The organism is Butyricimonas muris (assembly GCF_046365375.1).
Lineage (GTDB): Bacteria > Bacteroidota > Bacteroidia > Bacteroidales > Marinifilaceae > Butyricimonas > Butyricimonas muris.
The window spans coordinates 1-4,961 of the sequence record NZ_JBKEIT010000021.1; the positions used below are offsets into that span (position 1 = coordinate 1).

At 43.8% G+C, this 4,961-nt stretch carries 6 protein-coding genes; all 6 read left to right on the forward strand.

The window, feature by feature from the left end; genetic code table 11:
• Nucleotides 1-229 (forward strand): hypothetical protein (locus ACK8P8_RS22130; RefSeq protein WP_410026328.1); only part of this gene is annotated, 229 nt, incomplete at its 5' end.
• Nucleotides 230-335: 106 nt separating this feature from the next.
• Nucleotides 336-1,040 (forward strand): hypothetical protein, encoded by a 705-nt coding sequence (locus tag ACK8P8_RS22135; RefSeq protein WP_369860259.1) that lies wholly within the window; start codon nt 336-338, stop codon nt 1,038-1,040.
• A 59-nt stretch (nt 1,041-1,099) separates the two neighbouring features.
• On the forward strand, nt 1,100-1,900 hold the full coding sequence (locus ACK8P8_RS22140; RefSeq protein ID WP_369860258.1) for a hypothetical protein: 801 nt from the start codon (nt 1,100-1,102) through the stop codon (nt 1,898-1,900).
• A gap of 56 nt (nt 1,901-1,956) precedes the next feature.
• Nucleotides 1,957-3,570, forward strand: a complete 1,614-nt coding sequence (locus tag ACK8P8_RS22145; RefSeq protein ID WP_227217141.1) for a hypothetical protein — start codon at nt 1,957-1,959, stop codon at nt 3,568-3,570.
• Between the two features lie 8 nt (nt 3,571-3,578).
• The gene (locus ACK8P8_RS22150; RefSeq protein WP_227217140.1) at nt 3,579-4,664 is read left to right on the forward strand and encodes a TlpA family protein disulfide reductase; all 1,086 of its coding nucleotides are present in this window, start codon (nt 3,579-3,581) and stop codon (nt 4,662-4,664) included.
• Between the two features lie 36 nt (nt 4,665-4,700).
• A partial coding sequence (locus tag ACK8P8_RS22155) for a DUF4369 domain-containing protein (RefSeq protein WP_410026329.1) occupies nt 4,701-4,961 on the forward strand: 261 nt, incomplete at its 3' end.

Here is a 4,961-nt window from a genome sequence, read left to right on the forward strand (position 1 = left end):
CAATCGATTAATGGTTACTTCCCCGCTACGGCGGGGAGTCCCTTGCTTGTTTGCAAGAGGTTGCGAATGGAGGCGTGTGTTAAGAATTTTGATTATGAGATGTCTTGAATTATTATTCGTGTTTATACTATTTTTCAGCGTATCGTTTTCTCAAAATCGGGAAGAAACGAGAAATGACATAGTGAAAGATAAAAAGTCGGGAGAAATCGTGAGAGGTAAACAAGAATGAGTATGTTGTGTTGTAAATATTGTACAACAGGTATTTGTGTATAAATTAAAAGCAGCGGAATCTGTGAAAAAGAAATAATTGAATAACAATTAATTTAGTAAAAAATATGAAAAATGTAATATTAATTTTTGTACTCGTGTTGATGGGGATTCAACTGAATGCCCAAGAAAAACCGTTTAAGAATTTTAAGGTGGTTCAAGAGGGTGATTTAGTATTCGTGTTAGCTCTGAATTTCGAGCAAGAATTTGAAGTCGTGAAACAAGAATTTGTAGCGCATGATTATCTGGATAGAGATTCATTGCGATTAACGGATAGTATCAATCGTTGGGTTGGTAATGGTACATGTTCGCTTGAAACGAAAGATCCTTATGATAGGCGGGATTTTGGTTTTGATAAATTAATACCCGAGACATTGAAACAACGATTGAAGGAAGTGGAAGTAGAGCATGATTATGAATCCTATTTTACGGCTAGTGTTTTGGCTGATAGTAGCGGAAAAATACTTTCCCTTTATTTTGCGATTCAACAAGATCGATTGTCGTTGTTTCGAGAGGGGGAGTTGCAGGCAATATGTGATGGAATTATGCGTTCTAAAATAGATGTTGGTCGATTTAAATTTTCACATGTGATTCATTCGGAAGCAAAAAAGCTGGAAAATATGATAAAGGCTGGAGTTCGTGGTGAAGAGTTAAGGGATTTTTATATAGATATGATGAAGAATAAGCGTATTCCGTGCAAATATGGCGTGCTAAGATGTCTTGAAGTGTGTAAATGGGGACTTTTTCAAGGAGAAAGTGAAGTGACGAGATGATTGGATCGCCCTACAGAGCAATGATAAAATATTGATTTGTTATCTTAAAATAAGATATTATGAATAGAATTATAATGATTATATGTTTTGCTTGGGTTTTATGCGGGTGTTCGCGAGAAATGTTATTAGAAGATGAATCATTGCAAATGGAGGAAGAGGTACTGATGTATGAAGACGTGCCTTTTAGTTTTGCATCTATTCTGAACCTACCGAGTAAAGGTAAAGATGAAGATGGAAATTATAGAAGTAAAATTCCTATATTTGGAGGAAAATCAGCATGGAATCTGTCGTACAATGAATATAAGTATCTAGTATGGATGGCGGATGAGGGATTATTTACTAAAAATTCTATATTGAGAAAATTGGGGAACCAATTGGCGCAAAAAAAGACTAATCCGGTTCGACTTAAGTTTGCTGTTTTTCCTGATTTTGAAAAGGAATTTCCAGGGCGTGATGCTGTTTATGATGCTTCGTCACAAACTGTGTTGTTTAAAACAGAGTCTGATATTTTTTTGGATAGGATAATTCTCCATGAATTTTGGCATGTGGTTCAGTGTGAACTAGCTGGAATAAAAATGACAGATAAAAATGAAGCTCACATGGAATTTGAGGTGATGGTTCTTTGTGATGTGATTCAAACTATGATAACGGGGAATGTAGTTACTAGCATAAAAACTTATACATATATGAGTTTGGTGAGTCGTTTAGTAAATTTATCAGGGCATATAGACCCGGGCGGTGAATCTCAAGTTTTGGCTGATTATAATAAAGTTTACGAAAATTGGGCTAGAGAAAATTCCATCTCGGAACCAGATAATTATAATCCGGGGGCTTTGTTCTGTTTTTTGAGTATATTTTAATTTACGGAGGAAGAATCCGTGAAAAAGAAATGATACAGTAACTACTAATATAAACTATGAAAAACAAGATATTTATCGTGGTGATCCTCGTTCTTTGTAGCCTTAGTACTTTGGTACAGGCAACGGGACAGATCGGGGAGAAAATCATTATCGGGCGAGATACGCTTTGGATGTTAAGTTGTCCTCTCAAAGCGGATACAACTCTTTCGAGAAAGGTGAGTGAGCGGCTTGACCCGAAAGTCATGTGTACGGCTCTTTGGCGAGGGTATATCGGGACATGGCGGTTAGAAAACGAGACCTTGTATCTTGAAGCAATTCATTTGTTTAATGGGAAGCGGGTGAATCTGGATGGTATTTTTGACGCTTATTTGGAGAACGGACGAATTGCTGCCCGCTGGTTTAGCGGGGAGATACGCGTGGTAAGGGGAGAGCAAGTGTATTACGAGCACATGGGATTTGCCCAGTATCACGAGCATGAAACTATCTATTCGTTGTGCGATGGCGTGGTGACGAAGGAAAAAGAGATATACAATAGTTTGAAGAAAAGTGGAAATGATGAAAGCGATTATACGCTGGACGTACTTTTTAACGGTAAGGGAATGACCTGGGAAGGCGATTCGAGCTTGAATGTTCAAATCATTCCTAAACCTGATGGGACGACGGGGCAAGTGAAGGTGTTGTCGTGGTATCGTTATCCCCAACCGAATCAGGACACCATCTGCATGTGGGGGGATTTTGAAATAAAGGAAAAAGAATACGACGAGAATCATCCGTACGTGCAGGAAATCAAGAGGTGTCTTGCCCTGATGGATGATTGGAATGTACTCACGCTTGATGGGAAAATTCAACCCGTGCAACTTCGGGTGAAGTGGGGACGGGATAGATCGGCACCTTATAAATACTGGTTGCCCGGTAAATTGAAACAATTGGATTCGATAGAGATAGATGGTAGGAATTACGTTTTGATTGTCAATCCCCTGCAACAGGATCCGGACGTGATGACCCGCTTGCGTCCCCGGTTGAAAGGAGCGTTCACGACGAGAAATCCCCGGGGGTACGTTGCCCGGTGGAAGATAGCGGACGGGCGTTTATGGTTGACTGAAATTCGTCATGGTCGCACGGGGAAGCGAATTCCTTTATCGACACTTGTGCACGGCAATCACCGCAAACCGGTGGTGGCATCGTGGTACTCGGGTTCGTTCAAGGTGGACGAGGGCGATCCGGTGGGCGAGGAGTACCCGTGGGCCTGGATTTCTTGTCGGGAAATTGTTTTCGAGGTGAAAAACGGTGAAGTGGTTTGGAAAAACGTTTATGATAATTACATTCAACCCGGGGACACCGCCGCTTACAATCAATTCATTCGAACCGTTCGTTCGCACGACTGGGATAATTACCCTGAGTTAAAGGATCGTGTCCTGCACGTTACTTTCATGGTCTATCCCAACCGGAATGGCGTGGCGGATTCGATACGGGAGATTCGTCTTGATGTCTATAATGAACACGAGGCTCGGGTCATTACTGACCCCACCGACCCGTGGGTGATGCTGGTGCGTCGTGCCGTGGAAGTTGTTCCGCGTTGGGAAGTTCGATTTATCAAGGGAGAAGTGCAGCCCTTGGAAATATCTTTTGATATAAAGCAATTCGAACCGAAGAGTATCAATAAATTGTAAATGTAAATATGATGAAACTTTTAAATTTATTTATAATCATGTTATCTCTGCTCGGGAATATTCGGGCGCAAGAGAGTTTTAAAATCACGGGGCACTTGGGTGGTACCCTCGGTGGGAATCTCGTGTTGGCGGCGAGTGGTCCGGGCGGCTTGGTCAAACTGGGTGAGGCGGTAATGGTGAACGGGGAATTCGAGTTCGCGGGAACCGTGGAGGGGATTATCCCCGCGTATATCCTCGCCGGGGAACAGCAGCAACCGATAGCCACGCTCATGCTGGAAAACACGGGATACACGCTGGTCGCCGGGGAAGCCGGGATAGAGGTGCAAGGGGGTGGCGAATCCCAGCAGATATGGGGCAAGTTCGATGCCATCAACCAGCGGATTCTTCGAGAGAAGATGAAGATGGAACAGGAGGCCCGTGCCGCTTATGCCCAACAAAACCAGATGAAATTGCAGGCGTTACAACAGCAATTCGAGAAAGTGGCGGCGGAAGCGGAAGCCCAACAGTTGGAGCTTTTCAAGACATACAAAGACTCGTTCGTGTCCGCGTACGTGATTGCCGCCGGGATGGGACAGATGAATTACACCTCTTTAAAAGCTCTTCACGATATGCTGGGAGAGCCTGCCAAAAACAGTCCTTACGGGCAGATGATCGTCCGGCAGTTGGACGTGTTCAAGCAAGTGGAACCGGGTTCCATTGCACCCGATTTCTCGGGAACCACGGCAGAGGGGCAAGCCGTTTCCCTGCATGGTATCAAGGCGAAAGTGAAACTCGTGGACTTTTGGGCATCGTGGTGTGCCCCCTGTCGTCAAGAGATGTCGAACGTGTGCAAGATTTACAAGAAATATCGTGATGCCGGGTTGGAAATCATCGGCGTGTCGCTCGACTCGAAACCCCAAGACTGGGTGAAAGCCATGCAGGACGAGAAGATGACTTGGTCTAACATCATGGACCAAAAACAAGAAATCTCTTCTCGTTATCTCGTTCGGGGCATCCCTCACACCATTCTTCTCGACGAGAACAACCGCATCATCGCCAAGGATCTCCGGGGAAAAGCCTTGGAAAAAAGGATAGCGGAGTTGCTGGGAAAATAAAGGTAATATAAAGTGTAATATTATAACGTTTAGATTATGAGAAAAATTTCATTATTGATTGGTTTGGCGATACTCTCGACGTTCGCTTGTAAAGCCCAGCAGGGTTACCAAATCAGTGGCAAAGTGAGCGGGATGACAGACGGGACTCTTCTGTTAATCGCTAACGAACGGGAAAAGCCCGATACGCTGGGTTCCGTGACGGTTAAAAACGGCGTTTTCGTCTTTACAGGCAAAGTGAACGCTCCCGTGGCGGCTTACCTCGCTCCTTCTGACGGGAACGGCATGATACCGTTGATT

Bases quoted from the DNA above. Each gene is read 5' to 3' on its own strand.
- ACK8P8_RS22150 (WP_227217140.1), top strand. From the start codon at position 3,579: ATGATGAAACTTTTAAATTTATTTATAATCATGTTATCTCTGCTCGGG.
- ACK8P8_RS22140 (WP_369860258.1), top strand. From the start codon at position 1,100: ATGAATAGAATTATAATGATTATATGTTTTGCTTGGGTTTTATGCGGG.
- ACK8P8_RS22135 (WP_369860259.1), top strand. From the start codon at position 336: ATGAAAAATGTAATATTAATTTTTGTACTCGTGTTGATGGGGATTCAA.
- ACK8P8_RS22145 (WP_227217141.1), top strand. From the start codon at position 1,957: ATGAAAAACAAGATATTTATCGTGGTGATCCTCGTTCTTTGTAGCCTT.